This is a genomic window from Bradyrhizobium sp. S3.3.6 (genome assembly GCF_040546905.1).
Taxonomy (GTDB): Bacteria; Pseudomonadota; Alphaproteobacteria; order Rhizobiales; family Xanthobacteraceae; genus Bradyrhizobium; species Bradyrhizobium cytisi.
In genome coordinates, this window is the sequence record NZ_JBEPOT010000011.1 from 61,267 (window position 1) to 80,225 (window position 18,959).

Annotated in this window: 23 protein-coding genes; 2 read left to right on the top strand and 21 right to left on the bottom strand. The window is 63.8% G+C overall.

Translation table 11 applies throughout. The features are described from left to right. Positions 1-4 precede the first annotated feature (4 nt). The 21 genes from ABID59_RS27295 to motA all read right to left on the bottom strand — a co-directional run bounded on the left by ABID59_RS27295 (position 5) and on the right by motA (position 17,264). Positions 5-709, bottom strand: coding sequence for a hypothetical protein (locus ABID59_RS27295; protein WP_354033110.1), 705 nt, complete (start codon positions 707-709; stop codon positions 5-7). Then, complete coding sequence (gene fliF, locus ABID59_RS27300) at positions 706-2,331, bottom strand: flagellar basal-body MS-ring/collar protein FliF (protein ID WP_354033111.1); 1,626 nt, start codon at positions 2,329-2,331, stop codon at positions 706-708. The genes ABID59_RS27295 and fliF overlap by 4 nt, the downstream gene beginning before the upstream one ends. 306 nt (positions 2,332-2,637) lie before the next feature. After that, positions 2,638-3,546 carry a flagellin N-terminal helical domain-containing protein gene (locus ABID59_RS27305; RefSeq protein ID WP_354085451.1) on the bottom strand — a complete coding sequence of 303 codons (909 nt, stop codon included), beginning with the start codon at positions 3,544-3,546 and terminating at the stop codon, positions 2,638-2,640. Between the two features lie 276 nt (positions 3,547-3,822). Further along, a complete protein-coding gene (locus ABID59_RS27310) occupies positions 3,823-4,731 on the bottom strand; it encodes a flagellin N-terminal helical domain-containing protein (RefSeq protein WP_148749538.1) in 909 nt (302 codons plus the stop codon). A gap of 269 nt (positions 4,732-5,000) precedes the next feature. Further along, positions 5,001-5,906 carry a flagellin N-terminal helical domain-containing protein gene (locus tag ABID59_RS27315; protein ID WP_148749539.1) on the bottom strand — a complete coding sequence of 302 codons (906 nt, stop codon included), beginning with the start codon at positions 5,904-5,906 and terminating at the stop codon, positions 5,001-5,003. Positions 5,907-6,148: 242 nt separating this feature from the next. Then, complete coding sequence (gene fliP / locus ABID59_RS27320) at positions 6,149-6,889, bottom strand: flagellar type III secretion system pore protein FliP (protein ID WP_148749540.1); 741 nt, start codon at positions 6,887-6,889, stop codon at positions 6,149-6,151. Further along, on the bottom strand, positions 6,886-7,329 hold the full coding sequence (locus ABID59_RS27325) for a flagellar basal body-associated FliL family protein (RefSeq protein WP_148749541.1): 444 nt from the start codon (positions 7,327-7,329) through the stop codon (positions 6,886-6,888). Before ABID59_RS27325 ends, fliP begins: the two co-directional genes overlap by 4 nt. Positions 7,330-7,359: 30 nt before the next feature. Then, complete coding sequence (gene flgH, locus ABID59_RS27330; RefSeq protein WP_148749542.1) at positions 7,360-8,055, bottom strand: flagellar basal body L-ring protein FlgH; 696 nt, start codon at positions 8,053-8,055, stop codon at positions 7,360-7,362. Further along, positions 8,055-8,822, bottom strand: coding sequence for a MotE family protein (locus ABID59_RS27335; protein WP_354085452.1), 768 nt, complete (start codon positions 8,820-8,822; stop codon positions 8,055-8,057). Before ABID59_RS27335 ends, flgH begins: the two co-directional genes overlap by 1 nt. A 67-nt stretch (positions 8,823-8,889) precedes the next feature. Beyond that, complete coding sequence (gene flgI, locus ABID59_RS27340; protein WP_148749544.1) at positions 8,890-10,020, bottom strand: flagellar basal body P-ring protein FlgI; 1,131 nt, start codon at positions 10,018-10,020, stop codon at positions 8,890-8,892. Further along, positions 10,017-10,493, bottom strand: coding sequence for a flagellar basal body P-ring formation chaperone FlgA (flgA, locus tag ABID59_RS27345; protein WP_354085453.1), 477 nt, complete (start codon positions 10,491-10,493; stop codon positions 10,017-10,019). Before flgA ends, flgI begins: the two co-directional genes overlap by 4 nt. A 13-nt stretch (positions 10,494-10,506) precedes the next feature. Next, positions 10,507-11,298: a flagellar basal-body rod protein FlgG gene (gene flgG / locus ABID59_RS27350; RefSeq protein ID WP_148749546.1), complete on the bottom strand. Its 792-nt coding sequence runs from the start codon at positions 11,296-11,298 to the stop codon at positions 10,507-10,509. 17 nt (positions 11,299-11,315) lie between these two features. Next, complete coding sequence (gene fliE / locus ABID59_RS27355; RefSeq protein ID WP_148749547.1) at positions 11,316-11,645, bottom strand: flagellar hook-basal body complex protein FliE; 330 nt, start codon at positions 11,643-11,645, stop codon at positions 11,316-11,318. Positions 11,646-11,647: 2 nt separating this feature from the next. Continuing rightward, positions 11,648-12,064, bottom strand: a complete 417-nt coding sequence (flgC, locus tag ABID59_RS27360) for a flagellar basal body rod protein FlgC (RefSeq protein ID WP_148749548.1) — start codon at positions 12,062-12,064, stop codon at positions 11,648-11,650. A gap of 11 nt (positions 12,065-12,075) precedes the next feature. Further along, on the bottom strand, positions 12,076-12,456 hold the full coding sequence (gene flgB, locus ABID59_RS27365; RefSeq protein WP_148749549.1) for a flagellar basal body rod protein FlgB: 381 nt from the start codon (positions 12,454-12,456) through the stop codon (positions 12,076-12,078). An 86-nt stretch (positions 12,457-12,542) separates the two neighbouring features. Next, on the bottom strand, positions 12,543-13,628 hold the full coding sequence (gene flhB, locus ABID59_RS27370) for a flagellar biosynthesis protein FlhB (protein WP_354085454.1): 1,086 nt from the start codon (positions 13,626-13,628) through the stop codon (positions 12,543-12,545). Between the two features lie 13 nt (positions 13,629-13,641). Further along, positions 13,642-14,682, bottom strand: a complete 1,041-nt coding sequence (locus ABID59_RS27375) for a flagellar motor switch protein FliG (RefSeq protein ID WP_148749551.1) — start codon at positions 14,680-14,682, stop codon at positions 13,642-13,644. Between the two features lie 2 nt (positions 14,683-14,684). Beyond that, positions 14,685-15,059: a flagellar motor switch protein FliN gene (fliN, locus tag ABID59_RS27380; protein ID WP_354033115.1), complete on the bottom strand. Its 375-nt coding sequence runs from the start codon at positions 15,057-15,059 to the stop codon at positions 14,685-14,687. 75 nt (positions 15,060-15,134) lie between these two features. Continuing rightward, a complete protein-coding gene (locus ABID59_RS27385; RefSeq protein WP_148749553.1) occupies positions 15,135-15,449 on the bottom strand; it encodes a hypothetical protein in 315 nt (104 codons plus the stop codon). Continuing rightward, positions 15,430-16,371: a flagellar motor switch protein FliM gene (locus ABID59_RS27390; RefSeq protein WP_148749554.1), complete on the bottom strand. Its 942-nt coding sequence runs from the start codon at positions 16,369-16,371 to the stop codon at positions 15,430-15,432. The genes ABID59_RS27385 and ABID59_RS27390 overlap by 20 nt, the downstream gene beginning before the upstream one ends. Next, positions 16,368-17,264, bottom strand: a complete 897-nt coding sequence (gene motA / locus ABID59_RS27395) for a flagellar motor stator protein MotA (protein ID WP_354085455.1) — start codon at positions 17,262-17,264, stop codon at positions 16,368-16,370. Before motA ends, ABID59_RS27390 begins: the two co-directional genes overlap by 4 nt. A 142-nt stretch (positions 17,265-17,406) precedes the next feature. Here motA and ABID59_RS27400 point away from each other — a divergent pair, with 142 nt between their 5' ends. Continuing rightward, positions 17,407-18,198: a DUF1217 domain-containing protein gene (locus tag ABID59_RS27400; protein ID WP_354085456.1), complete on the top strand. Its 792-nt coding sequence runs from the start codon at positions 17,407-17,409 to the stop codon at positions 18,196-18,198. Positions 18,199-18,201: 3 nt separating this feature from the next. After that, positions 18,202-18,930: a flagellar basal-body rod protein FlgF gene (gene flgF, locus ABID59_RS27405; RefSeq protein ID WP_148749557.1), complete on the top strand. Its 729-nt coding sequence runs from the start codon at positions 18,202-18,204 to the stop codon at positions 18,928-18,930. Positions 18,931-18,959: the final 29 nt, after the last annotated feature.

Below are 18,959 nucleotides of genomic sequence, written 5' to 3' on the forward strand. Positions count from 1 at the left end.
GAAACTACCGGTGCGCCTCTTTCAGCCGATCCATCCAGGTCGAGATCTGCGTCTCGATCGTGGTCTGATCGGCGAGGACGCGGACCTCGACGGTGTCAGCGGACTGGTATTCGACGCCAGAGCGGCCGGCCAGATTGAGTTGCGTCCTGACGAGGTCGATGAGCTCGCTGGGTCCGGTTACGCGGAACGCCGGCACCGGGGAATTCGAGGTCAGCGTCGAGATCTGCTCGACCAGGGACCCGATCGCCTTGTCGCGGACCGCCTCGGCGAGGAACGGCAGCAATATCCGCGCGACCGAGCTTGCAATGTTGCTCTCGATCTCGCGGCAGGCCGTGTCAAAACCGTTGACGATCGCGACCGCCTGCTGGTCGGACCATTTGGCCCGCTCCTCGCCGAGCCGGATCGCGCTGCGGACGCGCTCTTCGGCGAGCTTGGATTCGCCTTCCGAAAGGCCTGCGATATGGCCGCGTCGATAGGCGTCTTCGAGCAAATTGACCGGCGCGGCTTCCGGCGCGGGTGCCGGAGGCGGCTGAAGTTGCGGATGCGCCTGCGCCTGACGCTGCGGTTGAGGCTGCGGCTGCGATTGAGGCTCGCGCCGGACGTCCTTTCTCGTCAGGACGTCCTGGATCTTCGGAAGCGGAGGCGGCGGCGACTTGGCCCGGCCGTTCGCGTCGAATTGCGTCAGGAGTTTTCCGATTGCCGCGTTCATGCCGCCTCCTCGCGTCGCATCCAGTCTTTAAGGATTGCTGCCGCCTGCATCTGATCGAGGCGGACGATCTGCTCCAGCCGCTTCTGCGGCGTACGCTGCATCTTGCCTTCGAGGTCCTCGACGAGGTTGAGCTCGGGGTCCTGGCTGTCGGCCAATGCGAGGGCCGAGGCAGCTTCGAGCTCGGCGGCCTCGGCGGCCTCGGTCTGCTCCTGCGCGGCGCGATGAGTCAGAATGCCGTTGACCGCGGGTCGAAGCCCGAACCAGACCAGCATCGAGGCGACAGCCAGGATCGTCACCGCGTTGATGACGCTACCGAGCTGCTTGTTCATCATCTCGACGAAGCTGATCGGCGGCACCGGCGCGAGCTCGCGCGAGCCCTCCACGAAGTCGACCGCAGTCACCTGGATCTGGTCGCCCCGCGCCTTGTCTAGTCCGCCTGCGGTCGCTGCGAGCTGGCTGATTTCGGCGAGCTTGCTGTCGACAATGGCCTGGTTGGTCTTGTCGCCGAGGTCGGCGACGAGCCGCGTGCGGTTGACCAGCACGGCGATGAAGAGTTTCTTGACCGAGTAACCGTCGCTGACGGTCGTCGTGGTCTTGGACGACACCTCGAAATTGGTAACGTCTTCGCGGCGCGTCTTGTCCTCGCTAGAGTTCTTGGTGCCGCCGGCGTTGACCTGCTGGTCCGGAAGGTTCTGCTGGACGGTCGTCGGCGTCGAGCGGTCGGCGTTCGACGACTTTTCGTTTTCGCGAACATTGCGGACCGAACGCTCGGCGCGGGTCTCCGGATCGTAGACCGTCTCGTTGATCTGGCGCTTGTCGGTGGAGAGCTGCGGCGCGACGCTGACCTCGAAATTGTCCAGGCCGAGATAGGGCGTCAGCGCCTTGCGGATGTTTTCCTGCACCATTCCGCCGACCGTCTTCTGGAGGCTCGCCATCTTGGTCGGCGCGGCGCTGACCTCGTCCTCTTCGGCCAGCAGCATCGAGCCGTCGGCATCGAGCACGGTGACCTTGTCGCGTGTCATGCCGGGAATGGCCGCCGCGACGAGATGGCGGATCGACTGCGCGGTGCGCGCCTCGAGCGCACCGTCTGTGCGCAGCACGACCGATGCGGAGGGTGGCTGCTGCGTCGCGCGGAACGAGCCGCGCACCGGCATCACGATGTGCACCCGCGCCGCCTTGACGCCCTTCATCAGCTGGACAGTGCGCGCGATCTCACCTTCAAGCGCGCGAAGCTTCGTGACCTCCTGCATGAAGGAGGTCAGCCCAAGCGATCCGATCTTGTCGAACAGCTCGTAGCCGGAATTGGCGCTGGTCGGCAGCCCCTTTTCGGCCAGCAGCATCCGCGCCTGCGCGGTCTGGCTCGGCCGTACCGAGACGGCATCGCCGGCTGCGCTGATATCGAAGGCAATGTTCTGCTCGCGCAGTGCGGCGCCGATACGCGTCACGTCTTCCCGGTTCAGGCCGGTATAGAGGGACTCGAATTCCGGTCGGCTCAGGTAATAAGCGCCCCCGACCACGGTGACGAGGACGGCGAAGCCGATCAATCCCAAGGCCATCAGACGTCGCGGCCCAAGTTCCAGCAGATTGTTGAGCAGCTGCTGTAGCTGCGCGCGACTGAACATATGACCTCGTACCAATGCGAATGGTGAGGACACTCCGCTGTCAACCTTGCCTGAAGGTTGCGCGAAAACGCGAGTGCGTCGCTTCGCAGGCGAGGCGATGCAATTTTACAAGAACTTCGGACGACGCAGGCAGTCCGACGGCAATGGACTGGCGATCGAACGCGTCACCGCGCGATCGGCTGCAGCCTGCTGCATCAGGTCTGGCGTCAGGAGGTCGATTACGGGCACATCATGTGCCGTCACTTCCGCCGGTGACGGCGGGGGACCGTGCTCCCTTGGGAGCACGGCCGTCTTCGAAGCGGGAGCTTACTTGAACAGCGAGAGGATGCTCTGGCTGTTCTGGTTGGCGATCGAGAGCGCCTGAACACCGAGCTGCTGCTGGGTCTGGAGCGCCTGGAGGCGGGTGGATTCTGCATTCATGTCGGCGTCGACGAGCTGACCGACACCGCGATTCACCGAGTCCATCAAGCTCTTGACGAAGTCCGTGTTGGTCGAGATGCGGTTCTTGACGGCACCGAGGTCGGCGGCCGCCGAAGCCACCGAGTTGATCGCAGCGGTGACCTGCGTGATGTAGCCGCTGAGCGTGGTCTGGTCAGCCGCTGAATCGGTCAGCGTGCTGATGTCGATCGTGTTGACCGACGCGCCACCGCTCACGGTGTCCAGGATACCGGTGGTGGACGAGGTATAGAGCGAGTAGTTGGAGATCGTCAGGGTGATGGAGCCGATGGTCGGCGTGCCACCGACGCGGGAGAACGACGACACCAGGTCGAAGGTCGCCGGCGTAGCCGTCGTCGTGCTCAGCCAGTTCACGCCGTTGAAGGTTGCCGCCGCGGCGGTGCCCTGCATCTGCTGCTGGATCTGAGTGACGTCGGCCTGGATCTTGGTGCGATCAATGCCGGCGGTCTTGGCTTCGACCAGCAGCGCCTGCAGCTTGGTCAGGCCGCCGGTGTTGTCGCCCACAACCGCGGTCAGAGCGGTATATTCGGTGTCGACGGTCGCAGCCGACAGACCGAGCGAGTCGGAGACGGCGGAGAGCGCGGCGTTGTCCGCACGCATCGAGGTCGCGATCGACCAGTAGGCAGCGTTGTCCGAAGCGGTCGCGACGCGCTGGCCGGTCGAGATCCGGTTTTCGGTGGTCTGGAGGCTGGAGCTGACATTGCGCAGCGTCTGCAGCGCGGTCATTGCGGCGGAGTTGGTGAGAAGGCTGGAGCTCATGTTTGACGTCCCCTTGAAAACGAATTGAAATTTTTGGGACATACCGGGCTTGCACCGGTACGACAGGGCGGCATCATGCCTTTGGGCTGCGGAAAAGCGCGCTCAACCTGTCGTAACGGCGGCGATAGCATGCGGAGTTTGTGCGAAGCTTGTGGCTCCGTGACCGGACCGCAATTCGAGGCGCGAAATCGCGCCTTTGACGTTCGAACAACGCAGGCCAAAATGATAAGGGCCGCGCTTCGCGAGAAGCGCGGCCCCCTCAGATGGTTTTCAGGCTTAGCGGAACAGCGAGAGGATGCTCTGGCTGTTCTGGTTGGCGATCGAGAGCGCCTGAACACCGAGCTGCTGCTGGGTCTGGAGCGCCTGGAGGCGGGTGGATTCTGCATTCATGTCGGCGTCGACGAGCTGACCGACACCGCGATTCACCGAGTCCATCAAGCTCTTGACGAAGTCCGTGTTGGTCGAGATGCGGTTCTTGACGGCACCGAGGTCGGCGGCCGCCGAAGCCACCGAGTTGATCGCAGCGGTGACCTGCGTGATGTAGCCGCTGAGCGTGGTCTGGTCAGCCGCTGAATCGGTCAGCGTGCTGATGTCGATCGTGTTGACCGACGCGCCACCGCTCACGGTGTCCAGGATACCGGTGGTGGACGAGGTATAGAGCGAGTAGTTGGAGATCGTCAGGGTGATGGAGCCGATGGTCGGCGTGCCACCGACGCGGGAGAACGACGACACCAGGTCGAAGGTCGCCGGCGTAGCCGTCGTCGTGCTCAGCCAGTTCACGCCGTTGAAGGTTGCCGCCGCGGCGGTGCCCTGCATCTGCTGCTGGATCTGAGTGACGTCGGCCTGGATCTTGGTGCGATCAATGCCGGCGGTCTTGGCTTCGACCAGCAGCGCCTGCAGCTTGGTCAGGCCACCGGTGCTGTCGCCGACAACCGCGGTGAGAGCGGTATATTCGGTGTCGACGGTCGCGGCCGACAGACCGAGCGAGTCGGAGACGGCGGAAAGCGCGGCGTTGTCCGCACGCATCGAGGTTGCGATCGACCAATAGGCGGCGTTGTCCGAAGCGGTGGCCACGCGCTGGCCGGTCGAGATCCGGTTTTCAGTGGTCTGGAGGCTGGAGCTGACGTTGCGCAGCGTCTGCAGCGCGGTCATTGCGGCGGAGTTGGTGAGAAGGCTAGAACCCATTTTGATGTCCCTTTGAAGATAGAGTTGATTTGGGGACATACCGGACTTGCACCGGTACGACAGGGCGGCCTCATGCCTTTGGGCTGCGGAAAAGAAGGCCCAACCTGTCGTAGCAGCGACCGTAGCGCGCGAAGCTTGTGCGGGGCTTGTGGCCCTGTGTCCTGGCCGCAACAGCGCAGCCGAAATTGCGGCGTGCGCGGAACGTCACATCAAACGAGAAGGGCCGCGCTTCGCGAGAAGCGCGGCCCTCCCCCAGATGGTTTTCAGGCTTAGCGGAACAGCGAGAGGATGCTCTGGCTGCTGCTGTTGGCGATCGAAAGCGCCTGAACGCCGAGCTGCTGCTGGACCTGGAGAGCCGACAACCGGGTGGACTCCTGGTTCATATCGGCGTCGACGAGCTGGCCGATACCGCGCGTCACCGAGTCCATCAGCGACTTCACGAAGTCCGTGTTGGTCGAGATACGGTTCTTCACGGCGCCGAGGTTCGCGGCAGCGGAAGCCACCGAGTTGATCGCAGAAGTCACCTTCGCGATGTAGCCATCGAGCGTGGTCTGGTCGGCCGCTGAATCGGTCAGCGTGGAGATGTCGATCGTGTTGACCGATGCACCACCGCTCACCGTGTCCAGGATACCGGTGGTGGACGAGCTATAGAGCGCATAGTTGGCAGTGGTCAGCGTGATCGAGCCGGTGGTCGGCGTGCTGCCGACGCGGGAGTACGACGACACCAGGTCGACCGTCGCCGGCGTGGCCGTCGTCGTGCTCAGCCAGTTCACGCCGTTGAAGGTTGCCGCCGCGGCGGTGCCCTGCATCTGCTGCTGAATCTGGGTGACGTCGGCCTGGATCTTGGTCCGGTCGATACCCGCGGTCTTGGCTTCAACCAGCAGCGACTGCAGCTTGGTCAGGCCGCCGGTGCTGTCGCCGACAACCGAGGTGAGAGCGGTATATTCGGTGTCGACGGTCGCGGCCGACAGACCGAGCGAGTCGGAGACCGCGGAGAGCGCGGCGTTGTCCGCACGCATCGACGTCGCGATGGACCAGTAGGCGGCGTTGTCCGAAGCGGTCGAGACGCGCTGGCCGGTCGAGATGCGGGTCTGCGTGGTGGCGAGTTGGGAGCTCACAGACCGCAGGGTCTGGAGGGCGGTCATGGCAGTCGAGTTCGTAAGCAGGCTTGACATTGCGAATGTCCCTTTGATGTACGCGTTACATTTTCACGAGGGGGACATACCGGGCTTTCACCGGTACGGAGGGGCGGCATCATGCCTTTGGACTGATATGGGTGGGGTCCAACCCGCCGTGCCGCATTGCTAGCACGCCGAATCTTGCTTCCGGATTAAGGCTGGCTTGAATTCCGCAGCAAAATCATATGGTTAATATTACTCTTCGCTAACCATAACCGGCCGCCTGGCGATCACCGTTGTTATGAGAACGACCGCACCAGTCCGGAGGCGAGCAGGTTCCAGCCGTCGATCAGCACGAAGAACAGCACCTTGAACGGCAGCGCGAGGATCGACGGCGGCATCATCATCATGCCCATCGACATAGTCAGCGTCGCCACGATCATGTCGATGACGAGGAACGGCAGGATGATGAGGAAGCCAATCTCGAACGAACGCCGGAGCTCGGAGATCATGAACGCCGGGATGATAACGCGCATGTCGATGCGCTTGTCGTCGAACTTCCTGCGAAAGCTTTCCGCGGCGAGCGATTCGAACGTCTGCAGGTCCTTGTCGCGCACATGCGCCAGCATGAACTCGCGGAACGGATCGCTGATCTTCAGATAAGCCTCTTCCTCCGAGATCTCGTTCTTCATCAGCGGCTGCACGCCGGTTTCCCAGGCGCGATCGAAGGTCGGCGCCATGACGTAGAAGGTCATGAACATGGCGAGGCTGATCAGCACGAGATTCGGAGGCGTCGTCTGAAGGCCGAGGCCGGCGCGTAGGAAGGAGAGCGCGACGGCGAAGCGCGTGAAGCTCGTCACCATGATGAGCAGCCCCGGTGCGACGGACAGCACCGTCAGCAGCGCCATGAGCTGGATGATGCGGCCGCTGGTCGAGCCGTTGCCCGGCGGCAGCAGCGAATTGAGGTCCGGAATCTGGGCGAACGCTACCTCGGGCAGCACGACCAGCAGCGATGCAAGCAGCAGGACTCTCAATTTCACTGGATCACCAACGTCTCAATGATCAATTCGCGGACTTTGCCGGACGAGCGGATGCTGGCGCGTTCGGACAGGTCGTCGCGCAGATGCTGGAGCCCGCGCGTGCCTTCGAACTGCGTGACCGAGGCGGACCGCAAGTAAGTGACGATGTCCTCGCTGATGTGAGCGGCCAGGATGCCGGCATCCTCGTCGCTCATGCTGTCGGTCACCATGGAGGCCTCGACCCGGGCCCAATTGTTGGCCGGCGACGCGAGATTGGTCACGATCGGAGACAACTTCCGGAGCCGCGCGCTGCCGGCGTAGCTCGACGCGACCGGCGGCGGGGTGGCCCCCTTCTTTGCGTCGGCAACGCGCTCGGCAGCGGCAAACAGGTGCAGGCCCGCAAGCGCGCCCGCGCCGATCGCGACCAGGGTCAGCACGACGATGGCGGCAATCAGGCGCATGACGCCCCCTGCTCCCACGACGCGCGAGTCTCAGAACGGTGCCACGGCATCATAGATCCGGTGACCCCATCCAGGTTGCTGCACGTCAGACAGATTTCCGCGACCGCCATAGGCCACGCGTGCCTCGGCGATCTTCTCGTAGGAGATCGTGTTGGTTCGCGAAATATCGCGTGGACGCACGATACCGCCGACGTTGAGCACGCGCATCTCCGTGTTGATACCAAATTCCTGCGACCCGCTGATCATCATATTTCCGTTCGGCAACACGTCGGTGACGACCGCCGCAATGGAAAGCTTGATGTCCTCGGAGCGGTCGATCTGGCCGTTGCCCTTGATCTGGGAATTGGTGTTGAGGTTGGCGTTGGCCTGGCCCTTGTCCTGCCATCCTGCGACGTCCATCAGCCAGTTCAGCCCGAACTGGATCTGCGAATCGCGCGCGCGGTTGGTCTTGTTGTCGAGCTTGGCCTTGTCTTGCATCGAGATGATCACCGTGACCACGTCGCCGACGCGCCGGGCGCGGGGATCGCGGTAGAGGTCGGTGCCGTCATCCCAGGTCGAGCGATAGCTGACGGGCGTGCGCATGCGGGGCGTCACCGGGATCGGTTCGGCCGGCGTCCTCAGGCCGCTGCCCACGGGCGACAGTTTCGGGCCGGTCAGGATTTCTGCCGGATCATGGGAGCATCCGCCAAGAAGCACGAGCGACAGGAGGAGGATCGGCTTCTTCATTACTTGGTCTTCCCGTCATCCGCGCGACGCATTCCACCGAGCAGGTCCGCGAGATGTGCAGCGCGCCCGGTCTCCATCTCGTTGAAGATTGCGCTCGAGCTCCTCGGGCTGAGCTTTGCGAGCACCGCGGCGGCCGTCTCGTCCGCCATGCCGGCGATCTGCGTGGCGGCAGCGTCCGGCTTCATGCGCGAATAGATCTCGACGACGCTCGCTTCCGCTTTCTTCAGGAAGTCGTCGCGCAGCGCCATCCACTTCTCGTATTCGGCGCGCTTGGCCTCGACTTCGACGATCCGCTCCCGCAGCAGGCTCTCAGCCTTCTCCAGCTCTTTCAGCTGCCATGCGAGCCTGGCGTCGACGGCGGGATCGGCCACGTTGCTGCAGAACAGCGCAACTTCGTTGTCCCCAGGCGCGGCAGCTTGAGCCGGCGCCGGCTTCGGCGGCGCCGCGACGCTGCCGGACTTCGCCGGACGCGTCGGCACAGGTGCGGGGGCCGGTGCCGGCGGAGGAGCCTCTGTCGGGACCGCTCCCGTGATGGCGGGACCCGAATCTTCGGCCGCCCAGGCTGTTGCCCTCCAATTATCGCTCTGGACCGGCGTCGCCGGAGCGTGCGACTTCTGCGGGCCGGGCGCGCGAGCACGGGCGAAGGAAAGTAAATTGAGCGGCTTCGACGACTTCGGCTCGTCCAGCGCCAGCGCGGGCGAAGCGCCCGCGAGCGCGAACATCGCGGCCAGGAGAAGAAGTTGCGCTATGTGGTCCAGCTTCAGCATCGGATCGCGTGCGATTCTCGGTCGAGACCAGAGCATTGAGCGACCAAGCTTGCACGACGCTTGTGCATCATTGCACGATGACTTCAGCCTGCAGCGCGCCCGCCGTCTTGATCGCCTGGAGGATTGCGATGATGCCGGACGGCTTCAGTCCGATCTGGTTCAGCCCGCGCACGAGGCGCTGGAGGTCGACACCGCTCAGGATCGCCACCTGCGACCCGGCCTCGTTGGCCTCGACGATGGTCTGGGGCACCACGACCGTCTGGCCTTGCGAGAACGGCGCCGGCTGCGACACCACGGGCAGCTCGGTGACACGGACGGTCAGATTGCCGTGGGTGACGGCGACAGTGGAGATTCGCACGTCGCGACCGATCACCACCGTTCCGGTGCGTTCGTTGATCACTACCCGCGCCGGCGTGTCTGGCTCGACGGTGAGTTCGCCGATCTCGGCGAGGAAGCGGACCGGTCCGACATAGCGTGGCTTGGACAGCACGATGGTCCGGTAGTCGCGCTCGAAGGCGATCTGGGCGCGATAGCGGCCGCCGGCATAGCGATTGACGGCGTCCAGGATTCGCGTCGCAGTGACGAAATCGGGGTTCTTCAGCTCGAGCACCAGGTATTCCATCTCGTGCAGGCTGCCCTGCACCTCGCGCTCGACCAGCGCGCCGTTCGGAATGCGGCCCGCCGTCGGCGTGCCCTGGCTGACGTTCTGGGCCTGGCCTCCGACGCTGTAACCGGCGACCGTGACCGCACCTTGTGCCACTGCGTAGACCGCACCGTCCGCCGCGCGCAGCGAGGTCATCACCAGCGTGCCGCCGAGCAGAGACGTCGCATCTCCCAGCGACGATACCGTCACGTCCATCCGCTCGCCCGGTCCGATCGACGGCTGCAGGTCGGCGGTCACCATCACGGCGGCGACGTTGCGCGTGCGCAGCGTCGTCGGCCGCGACGGATTGTTCGTGCTCGTCGTCTCGTTCCGGACATTGATGCCCATGTTTTCGAGCATCGACTGCAGCGACTGTTCCGTGAACGGCGCGTTGCGCAGGGTGTCGCCGGTGCCGTTAAGGCCGATGACGAGGCCGTAGCCGACGATCTGGTTTTCGCGCAATCCCTTGATGTCCGCGATGTCCTTGATGCGGACGGCAGCCTGGGCGCTGGCGGCGGAAACGATGAGGAGAAGCGCGATCAGGACTCTGGTCATGACCCGTCCGCGACCTTGACCGTGCCGTCCGGCTGGACGATGGCCCTGATCATCACGCCCGTGTCGGTGTTTCGCACGGTAATGAGCGAGCCAGGCGCACCGGATTGCATGGCCGCGCCGTAGGCCACGATCGACAGCCCAGAGTCTTCAACCACGACCTTGACCATGGCACCGCGGGCGATGGTGAAGGGATCCTCCACCGAATTGGTTGGAATCGGCTGGCCCGGCAGCAACGACCGCCGCGCCATGCGGCCGACCAGGACCTGACGCCCTTCGATGAACATGGCGACGCCGAGCACGTTCGGCGCAAAGATGCGCTCAGTGATCATGTCGTCCCTGATCAGCTCACCGGCGCGGATCGCTATCGCCGGCACGGGAAGCCGCCGCTCGTCTGCGGCGGCGGGCCGCGCGGAGACGAGAACCAGCAGCGCGGCGGCCAACCCGCGCGCGATCAGGCCCACCCTGTTCAACATCGACACACCGGAACTAGCGACTGAGATTCTTCGATACCGTCTGCGCCATCTCATCCGACGCCTGGATGACCTTGGCATTCATCTCATAGGCGCGCTGCGCCGAGATCAACTCGGTGATTTCCTTGACGGGATCGACGTTCGAGGCCTCGAGATACTGCTGGTTGATCTTGCCGTAGCCGGCATCGCCGGGGAGACCGACGACCGGCGCACCTGATGCCGTGGTCTCGCGATAGAGATTGCTGCCCAGCGGCTCGAGGCCCGCCTCGTTGGCGAAATTGGCAAGGTTGAGCTGGCCGATCTGCCGCGGATTGACTTCCGCGTCCAGCTTGGCGAACACCTGCCCGGTCTGGTTGACGGTGACCTGCACCGTTCCCTGCGGCACCGTGATGTTGGGATCCAGCAAATAGCCGTCCATCGTCACCAGCTGGCCGGTGGCGTTGGTGTTGAACGAGCCCGCGCGAGTGTACTGCACCTCGTTGTTCGGGCCGAGCACCTGAAACCAGCCGCGACCGTTGATCGCGAGGTCATATGGGTTGCCGGTCTGCGTAAGCGCGCCCTGGATGTGCAGCTTGCGGATCGCGGCCGACTTGACGCCGAGACCGAGATTGGCGCCTTCCGGGATCGGCGAGGCGCCGTTGACGTTCGCAACACCCTGCATGCGGTCCATCTGGTAGAACAGATCGGTGAATTCGGCACGTGCACGCTTGAACGACGTGGTGTTGATGTTGGCGATGTTGTTCGCGATGACCTCGATATTGGTCTGCTGGGCATTCATGCCCGTAGCCGCGATGGCGAGCGATTTCACAGCGTGATTCCTTCAGATCAAATCGACATACGAACGACTTCTTGGTAGGCCTGCACGACCTTGTCGCGGACCGCGACCGCGGTCTGCAAAGCCTGCTCGGCCGACATCAGCGCCTCGACGACTTTCCGCGTCGACTCCTTGCCCTGTATCGCCGAGATCGACGCGCTCTCGCCGGCCTTCAGCGTGCCGATCGCGTCCGTGGTCACCTGCTTCATCACGGAGTCGAAGCCAACGTCGTCGCCGGCCTGAACCGGGGACGTCGCACTGGGCGCAATGGTCTGCGTCTCGGTGATGCGGGATGCCGCCTGCCCCGCGGTGATCGCAGTGGATGAAATCGCCTCTAGCATTGTCAGCTCCTCAGAAGATCGATGGTCATGCCGAGCATCGATCTCACCTGCTTCACGACCTGGAGATTGGCTTCATAGGACCGGTTGACTTCCCGCATGTCCGCCATCTCGATCATCATGTTGACGTTCGGCATCTTGACATAGCCGGCCTTGTCGGCCGCGGGATGTCCCGGATCGTACTCGACACGGTAGGGCGTGGTGTCGACCCCGATCTCCTTGACCTTCGCCAGCTGCGTGCCCGAGGCACGATCCATTGCGGCATCGAAAGTGATCGTCTTGCGCTGATACGGATCTGCACCGGCGGTGCGCCCGGTCGAGCTCGCATTCGCGAGATTTTCCGAGACAACCCGCATGCGCGACGACTGCGCTTCGAGGCCGGAGCTTGCGACCGTCAATGAAGCCTGTAGAGCGTCCAGCATGTCAATTCACCTCAGGTCTTCGCGCTGGTCAGGATCATGCGATTGAACGATCGCACTATCGCCGAGTTCATCGAATAATCGCGATTGACGTCGCTACCCTTGATCATCTCCTGCTCGAGACTGACCGAGTTACCGGAGTGGACGACATCCCAGCTATCCTTCTTCGCGGTTGCTCGCGTGTCGGTTTCGGCCGGGGAAAGCTGCATATGCGTGGGCGACGTCGTCGCGAGCCTGACCGGCATTCCGTCAAGCACCTTGTTGAACGGCTCGACGTCGCGCGCCTTGAAACCCGGCGTATTGGCGTTGGCGACGTTGGTGGCGATGGTCGACTGACGAAGCTCGAGCCAGCGTGCCTGCGACGATGCGAGCTCGAAGAGAAAAAGCGGTCCCACGACAGCCCCATTTATGATTCATTGGAGAGAACCCTAGGGCGTTAAGCTTTCGTCAAGCTGTTGCGCGAAGCACCATCTTCGTCAGTCTACTGAACCTTCTCGGGCCGCGGCGTTTGCTTCGACTGCAGGAAGTAGATGATCTCGGCAACCGGGCGGAAGAACTCGGCCGGGATGACCTGATCGACCTGCACCGCTTCGTAGAGCGCGCGCGCGAGAGCCTTGTTCTCGATCACCGGGATCCCGTTCTGCTCGGCGGCCTCGCGGATCTTCAGCGCGATCACGTCCATGCCCTTGGCCACCACGAGAGGGGCCGGGTTTTCGTCGCGGTTGTAGCGCAATGCGATTGCAAAGTGCGTCGGGTTCGCGATCACCAGCGTCGCGCGCGGCACGGAGGCGATCATGCGTTGGCGCGAGCGGTCGCGCGCGAGCGAGCGCAGGCGCGCCTTGATCAGCGGATCGCCCTCGGCCTGCTTGTGCTCGTCCTTGATCTCCTGCTTGGTCATGCGCAGCTCACGCCGCCAGCGGAAGCGCGCCCAGGCGAGATCGATTGCGACCAGCACGATCGTCGCGATGCAGATCGCCGATACGATCCGCATCGCGATGGTGAGGATCATCTCCGGCAGCGCGACGGGATCGGTATACATCGCCTCGAACGCCCTTGCCTCCGACGATCGCAGCACGAAGCAGACGACGGCGGTCACCGAGGCGAGCTTGAACACCGACTTGGCGAACTCCACGAGGCCCTGCGTTCCGAAAATGCGGCTCCAGCCGCTGGCGGGCGAGATTCGGGAGACGTCGGGCAGGATGCGCTGCAGCACCAGCTGCGGCGCGTTTTGCAGCAGCGACGCGGCGAGCCCGAACACCGCGATGATCACGACCAGCGGCAACAGGAATCGCAGCGCCTCGAGGCCTACCACGGTGAGAAGATTCAGTGCGTCCGCCGCGGTGCTGAGCGGGAAGCCGTCGGGTTCGTCGATAAAGCTCTTCAAGGTCGGCGTCAGTCGCTGCACGCCCTGGCCGATCAGGAACGCCTGAATCACCATCAGCGCCGCCATGGTCGCGAGAATAGACGCCTCCCGAGAGACCGGAATATTGCCCTGTTCGAGCGCATCGCGGACTTTCTTCTCGGTCGGCTCTTCTGTTTTGCTCTCCTGGTCGGATGTCTCTGCCATGCCAGTTCAGCGGTCAGCGGAAGACCAGCTCATCGTCCTGGTCGGGATTGAGCTCGATTTCACCCTTCTCGGCGAGGTCGAGGGCGAGGTCGGTGATGACGCGGCGCGCCTCCAGCACGTCGCGCTGGTTCGACGGCTCGCCGATCGCGAGCTCGTGCTCGACGACGCGACGGACGCGCGAGGCGACCGCGGACAGGATCAGTTCGCGGAAGTGCTTGTCGGTGCCCTTCAGCGCGACGACGATACGATCGGTCGGCACCTGGTCGAAGATCATGGTGCGCGCCTTCGGCGCCAGGTTGACGACGTCGTCGAAGGTGAATAGCAGCTCCTTCAGCACTTCGGCCGACTTCGGCCGCTTCTCCGACAGGCTCTTCAGCATGTCCTCGATATGACCACGCTCCATCTTGTTGATGATGTCGGCGACACGGGCGTAGGTGTCGGCGCCGAGGTTGCGGGCGAAATTGAGCGTCAGGTCTTCGTGCAGCGTCTTCTCGAGGACCTTCATCGCATCGTCGACGATCGGCTTGAGGCTGAGCACGCGCCGCATCAGCTCGTTGCGAAGGCTCGACGGCAACTGGCTCATGACCTTGGCGGCGCAGGACGGCTTGACCTTGGACAGGATCAGCGCCGCGGTCTGCGGATGCTCCTTGGAGAGGTAGGTCGCCAGCGAGTTTTCCGAGACCGACGAGACGCGGTCCCACACCGACCGGCTCGAATTGCCGAGCAGGTCCGACATGATCGCCGAGACCTGGTCGGCGGGAAGCACGTCGCCGAGCACGGCTTCGAGGCCACCGAGGGTGCCGAGAATGTTGGCGCCCATCGAGAACTGCTGGGCGAACTCCTCGACGATCGACTCGAGTTCCTGCGCCGTAATCGGCCGCAGCTCAGCCGCGGCCTTGGTGACGATCCGGATATCCTGCGGCTCGAATTGCGCGAGCACGCTCGCGGCCGCCTGCCGGCCCATGGCCAACAGGAGCGCCGCGACCTTTTCCGTTCCGCCCAGCGTGGCAACGCCTCGCTGCTTGATGGGAGCGATGCCGACCTGTGCCGCCATGGTCAGGAATCACCCTGCCCCAGAGGTCCGACGATCTCGGTCAGCGAGACACCGAAGCGCGAATTGTCCTCTTCGACGACGACCACCTCGCCGCGGGCCACGACGCGGCCGTTGACCACGACGTCGACGGGCTCGCCGACGCGGTGATCCAGCGGAACCACGGCGCCGCGGCCGAGCTTCATCAGATTCGCCACAGGGATGGTCGCCGATCCCAGCACCACCTGCATGGTGACGGGAATGCGCAGGATGGCATCGACATTGGCGAACTTGCCGGCCTCCTCCGCGGTGCGCGCGGCGATCTCCGCCAGCCGCTCCAGCGGAGACGTCTCGGCATCATCGGATGCGGGTGCTGACTCGTAGTCGAAGGATTGCGCCATTTGTTATCGCCTCTTGGTATTTCCGCTCCCGGAGCGCCGCGACGTTCCGATCTGTCCGTTCGGCCCGTCCCGGCCCTAATGCTTGTTGACCTCGGAGCCGTTCGCCGTCGCAGCAGGCTGGAGCCCGGTCCGCGCGTCGAGCGCCGCAATCGCTTCGTGAGCCTGGTCGATCTTCGTGCTCAGCACGCTGGCGAGCCGGCCGAGATTTGCCGTGGAATCATGCGCCGCGGTGATCACAGTATCGAAAGCGCCCGCGGTCTCGTGGACGATGGTCGAGAACTCGCCCTGATAGTTGCGCAGCCGCGCCAGCTCACGGTGCATCCGGGTCACCCGCATGCTGGTGAACGCCAGCGCAATCAGCAGCACGGCATCAACGAGATAGGATATCATCGACGAACTCCCGCTTCTGATCGACGGGATCTGCCACCTGCATGGCGTAGTAGCCGTCAAGCTGGCCGATCTGGCACCAGAACAGCACCTGGTTGTTGCTCTCGAGCCGCGCCAGCGTGCGCGGCGTGGCTTCGAGCTCGAGCACCTGTCCGACCTTGAACTTCACGACGTCCTCGAGGGAGATCATCTTCTCGTCGAGCACCGCGCTCAGCGTCACTTCGGTGCGGTGAACCTCGCTTTCCATCTGCTCGCGCCAGCGAGGGTCGGCCGCGCGACCGTCGCTGACGACGACGTGGGCGAGCTTCTGCCGCAGCGGGTTGAGCGCGGAGTGCGGGACGATCAGGAACATCTGACCGCCGCGGTAGAGCGCCTGCAGCATGATGTTCGCGCAGATCGACATGTTGCCGCTCCGCCCGATCGCCAGCGACGCCATGGCGGTCTCGACCCGCTCGACACGGAAGGTGACGTTGGAGGTGCCGGCGAAGGCGGTTTGCAGCGCCTTGGCGAACCGCTCGAACAGCGCCTGGACCAGGCGAATCTCGATGTTCGAGAACGAACGCTCGACGTCGAGCGGCGGCTCGGCGCCATCGGAGCCGAACATCGCCTCCACCATGGTGAACACGAAATCGCGGTCGAGCACGATGATGACGCGGGAGTCCCACTGCTCGGCGTAGAGCACGGCGGCGACCGCGTTGCCCTCGTAGTCCTTGATGATGTCGCCGACGCGATCGTTGACGATGCCGTTGACCGAGAAATAGCACGGTGTTCCTGCCATCGGCTGCAGGCTGTCCGTGCACGATGCTGCCATGCGATCGAAGATCACATTGAGCATCGGCATGCGTTCGATCGAAATGCCGGCTGCATCCAGCAGGTAGTTCGGCAGCTGCTTCCGCTGATCGATCTCGACGTCCTCCATCGTCATGCGCGTGCAGCCTTGGGTTCAGCTTCGGTCACGACGGCCTTGGGACCTGCGATCGTCTCGTTCTCGACGACGTCGATCGACGGCCGCTCGCTGCTCGCGATCATCTTGCGGCCGTGCTCGACGGCGATCTGCGGCATGGCGCCGTTCATGAACGCCAGCAGCGTCTGCTTGACGATGATGTAGGGCCGGCACTTCTTCTCGCGCGTCATCTTGATCTTCAGCGCGAAGGGCGAAATGATGCCGTAAGACAGGAAGATGCCGGCGAAGGTGCCGACCAGCGCCGCGCCGATGAAGCCGCCAAGCAGCTTCGGCGACTGGTCGAGCGCGCCCATCGCCTTGATGACGCCGAGCACGGCGGCGACGATGCCGAGCGCCGGCAGCGCCTCGGACACCACCACCAGCGCGTGATAGGGCGTCAACTTGCTCTTCACGATGGTGTGGATCTCCTCGTCCATCAGCGCCTCGATCTCATGCGTGCGCGCGTTGCCCATGATGATGAGGCGAACATAGTCGCAGATGAACTGGAGCAGGGACGCGTCGCCGAGCACGCTCGGGAACGCCTTGAAGATCTCCGAGGCCGAAGGATCGTCGATATGCGCCTCAACCTCGTTACGGCCCTTGCCGCGCAGCTCGCGCATCAGCGCATGGAGCGCCCCGAGCAGATCGAGATAATAGCGTTCGCCCGGCACCGCTCCGGTGATGGCCTGCACGCAGGCCACCCCGGTGTCCACGACCGTCTTCCACGGATTGGCCACGATGAAGGTGCCGACCGCGGTGCCCAAGATGATCACGAATTCCCATGGCTGCATCAGCACGGCCAGATGGCCGCCCATGGCGGCAAATCCGCCGAGCAGTGCTGCCACCGTGATGAAAATTCCCACGAAACTGAGCAACGCGCCACTCCATCGCCGATCCCATCGGGAATATCTAGTCGGCGACGCTTGCGCGAAGCTGGCTTCAGCATGGCCAGCCCCACGCAAGCAATTCGCGGCAGCTTGAGGCGATGTCGCAATAGCGGCCAAAGGGGCGCGTGCCATGCTATCCACGATCGCGGATTACACCAGACTGACCAAGGACATGAGCATGTCGCTCACGCAGGTCGCGGATGAACCGGACGTGAGCCGCGACACCGACTACTTTCTGAGCCATATCGGCAATGTGAAGACGATCGACGACTTCCTGGGCGACTATCGGCTCTACTCCTACGCGATGAAGGCCTATGGCCTCAGCGACATGACCTATGCCAAGGCCTTCATGCGCAAGGTGCTGACCGAGGGCGTCTCGGCCAAGGACGCCTTCGCCAACCAGCTCAGCGACAGCCGCTACAAGGAATTCGCCACGGCCTTCAATTTCGCCGCCAATGGCGCCAACGCGACCTCGACGACCGCGGCCACGACCGGCACGGCGACCCAATACGTCACGCAGACGATGGAGCAGAACGCCGGCGACCAGAACGAGGGCCTGCGGCTTGCGCTCTACTTCACGCGCAAGGCCTCCTCGATCACGAGCCCCTACCAGATCCTCGCCGACAAGGCGCTGACCCAGGTGGTGCAGACCGCAATGGGATGGTCGCCGACGATCTCTTCGTCCGATATCGACATGCAGGCCAAGATGATCACGGACAAGATCAATCTCACCGATTTCCAGGACTCGACCAAGGTCACCAAATTCGTGCAGCGCTTCGCCGCGATGTGGGACGCGACCCAGGCCCAGAGCGACACCTCGACCAACCCCGCACTCGTCCTGATCACCGGCGCGTCGACGTCGTCGGCCAGCATGGACGCCGGCTTGCTCACGACACTTCAGAACATCAAGTTCAACAGGTAAACCATGCAATCGGCTCTTTATGTGGGATTGTCGGCGCAGGTCGCGCTCGAGAAGCGCCTCCAGACGATCGCCAACAACGTCGCCAACGTCAACACGTCCGGCTTTCGCACCGACGTGGTGAAATTCGAGACGGTGTTGTCCAAGGCCGCCGCGAATCCGGTCGCGTTCTCCTCGCCCGGCGAGAATATCATCTCGCGCGAGCAAGGCAGCATTACCGAGACCGGCAACCCGCTCGACGTCGCCGTGGTCGGACAGGGCTGGATCGCCTTCGCCGGCCCCAACGGCACGGTCTATACCCGCGACGGCCGACTCCAGATCGCCGCCAACGGCGACCTTCAGACGGTGTCGGGCTTCCCCGTCATCGATTCCGGCGGTGCGCAGATCTCGCTCGACCCGAACGGCGGGCCGGTCTCGATCTCGCGCAGCGGCGCGATCACCCAGGACAACAATGAGATCGGCACCATCGGCCTGTTCAGCATTCCAGCCGATGCCGATCTCGACCGGTACGGCAATTCCGGCGTCACGCCAGACCGTCCCGCGACCGCCATCGGCGATTTCAGCCGGGACGGCTTCAAGCAGGGCTATGTCGAGGGCTCCAGCGCCAACCCCATGATGGAATTGACAAAGCTGATGTCGGCCTCGCGCGCCTTCGACAGCACCAACTCGCTGATCGAGGGCACGGAGAGCACGCTCCGGAACGCAATTCAGACGCTGGGCGATCCCAGCAAGTAGGCTGCGCGTCGCGCGTAATTTGGGTGGAC